This window comes from Lentisphaerota bacterium (assembly GCA_016873675.1).
Classification (GTDB): Bacteria; Verrucomicrobiota; Kiritimatiellia; order RFP12; family JAAYNR01; genus VGWG01.
The window spans coordinates 1-2489 of the sequence record VGWG01000198.1 but is presented as its reverse complement, the minus strand read 5'-3'; the positions used below and the strand labels follow the sequence as shown (position 1 = coordinate 2489).

The following is a 2489-nucleotide window of genomic DNA, read 5'->3' as shown; positions in this document are numbered from 1 at the left end:
TCTCGACACCGAACAGGTGGATCAGATCCGGCTTAACTCGCTTGACGATCCGGGCAATCCGACGCCGGTTAAGCCAGAAACGGGTCGCCTGATCGACCGGAAAACGGGCGGGCCAGTTCCGTCCCACTATTGGAATTCCAGACTTATAACAATGATAGCGGATTCCCTTGTCTTCCCACGACTGATATGGGCTTACCATGAAATTGCTGCTGGACGCCACGTGGACTTCCCACTCGGAATCGTCCCTGAAGGCCGAAAGCAGGTTAGGAATCCATTGTCCACGCTCTCCGGAGCTGCGCATGCTCCAGCACTTCAGATGCCGCATCTTCTCGACGTTATCAAATGTGCAGAGCCACAATACGCGTTTCATGCAGGCACATCCCAGTTTACGAGCGCTGACCGACGCTCCTCACATTCATCCGCATCCTCATGAAACAACGGCAGAGGCACCTCGACCGCCTTCCCAGCATCCGGGCCTGACCTGCCCGCCTGAATCCCCTCACAGGCCCTGATGATCGTCTCCGCCCGATGCACGAGCGTGTGCCGCCCCATGACCAACCGTACGGTCTGCTCAACACGCCGCCGAAGCTCGGCCTCGTCTATGGCCAGCACGGAGTCGCAGACCTTGACCGTATCCGCATCATGATCGATATAGGAGGCATGAAGGTCACGTTTGAAGATCGCCTCAAATCTCGGCGTGTGGAACTGAACCAGTGGCGTGCCCGCACCAGCCACATAAAAGGGCCGGTCGGATGCATAGTATACCTGTGAGAAGGGGGGAGGACCGTCCACCACAACCCGACCGCGACGGAATGCCTCGATCTGCTTACGATACTCGACGGGGCCCTGCCAAGCCGGATGCCCTCTCCATCCGTGGCCAAACAGGGCGAACCGTTTGCCGTACCGGCGGAAAAGCCGGTCGGCAACCCGCTGTCGCCGCAGGGCGCCCCATGTCGTATACATGAACGGATTCAGGATACGGCCACGCGAGGCCACCATCACCACGTCAAACTCGACATCGTTAACCGGGCTGGCTGGCTGCGGCGGAAATAGGTCGGTCGGATAACCGTGGGGCAACAGGGTCAGCCGCCGCGCACCTTGCCGGCGCAGGAACTCGGCGACAGACCCCATGCACGTCATGAAGGTGACGTCGGCCGCGACGGAAAGCTCCGCAAAGGGCCGCGGCGGCGGCCGTACCCAAGCCGAGGCCGAAAACAGATCGCCGCTGCTGACCGCCACCAACGGAACGTGCTTCAACGCCCTGAGCTGATGCACACAGGCAGCCGCGCTTTCGACGCCCCCTCCGTGGTAAAACTGAAAGAACACGAGATCCGTCGGCACATCGGAACAATGTCCGATTACATCCCGCCAGAGCTGCGGCCAGCCCCGCTCGCGCGCCACCCCAAGATAAGGGATGTTGCGGTAAGACGCAATCCGGCCCCGTGCATGCAGTTCCATAAACGCACGGTGGTAGCTCCCCTGATCTTCGATCTGCCGCGCCTGTGAGAGAAAGAGGACGTTCATGGCCTCAGCTCCGCAGGGCCTGTCGCCACGCACTGCCGACCATGCGCAGCCCTCGGCGTACGGCCCGCTCCGGCAACGACATCCCGCCATAGAAATAGTTGACCAGCCGACGCTCCTCAGCCAGATCCGGCGCGACCTCACGCGGATGGATGAGAGGAAAAGCCATGGGGGGTACCGGCTGATTGTGCCAGCATGAACGGCGCGCGTTATGGGCCGAATCGCTACCGAAACCGATGTTTGTGACCTGGTTCACGCTCGGATGCGCACACAGGTAGCTCTCGCGCAGGCAGGTCAGCCACCAGGCCGTCGCCCATGAGTTGGCCTTTCCGGCATGGACTGCCTCAAAGTAGCTGGCCACACGCCGCCGCCCGCGTTTCCCAGGAAAGACCGTTTCAAGAAAGGACGTGTCGCGTAACCGCGGCCAGTCCGAAAGCTCGGCATCGAAACGCGCCCACGCACGCCGCCAGGTCGCCCACCCCCAGATCGTCGGCATCCGGTCAAAATAGTAACTGGTGTCCTTCTTGATCGGCAACAGGTGCTCGATATGCCCCGCGATCATCCCGACCCGCATGTCGCTACGATAACGCTCAAGCAGCTCTGTACAGAACGGAAAGAACGTCGGAGCGGGCACACAGTCATCCTCCAGCAGGATCGCCTCCTCCACCTGCTCGAACACCCAGGAGATACCCGACCCCATCCGCCGCCTGCATCCCATATTCAAGTCCGCATAATTCCGCGCCACCTCGCAGGGCCAGTCCACCTGATCGAAGATCGCGCGCACCTCCTGATATTTCGGCAAATCATCAGGACGCTCCGGGCGCGGCGCGTCCAGGCAGAGAAACAGCCGCTTCGGTCGAGCCTCACGGACACGCGCGAAGACCTGCGCCGTGGTATGCGGCCTGATAAAGCCAAAAATCGCAACGGGGGGGATATCACTCATATGCCCACACAAGACTCATGTTAAC

Annotated in this window: 3 protein-coding genes; all 3 read right to left on the bottom strand. The window is 61.0% G+C overall.

What is annotated here, in order from left to right:
- Positions 1 to 370: hypothetical protein (locus FJ222_12625; protein ID MBM4165265.1), on the bottom strand; the 370-nt coding region annotated here is incomplete at its 3' end.
- A complete protein-coding gene (locus FJ222_12620) occupies positions 367 to 1614 on the bottom strand; it encodes a glycosyltransferase family 1 protein (GenBank protein MBM4165264.1) in 1248 nt (415 codons plus the stop codon). The genes FJ222_12620 and FJ222_12625, both read right to left, overlap by 4 nt.
- Positions 1529 to 2464: a glycosyltransferase family 2 protein gene (locus tag FJ222_12615; GenBank protein MBM4165263.1), complete on the bottom strand. Its 936-nt coding sequence runs from the start codon at positions 2462 to 2464 to the stop codon at positions 1529 to 1531. The genes FJ222_12620 and FJ222_12615 overlap by 86 nt, the downstream gene beginning before the upstream one ends.
- Positions 2465 to 2489 lie beyond the last annotated feature (25 nt).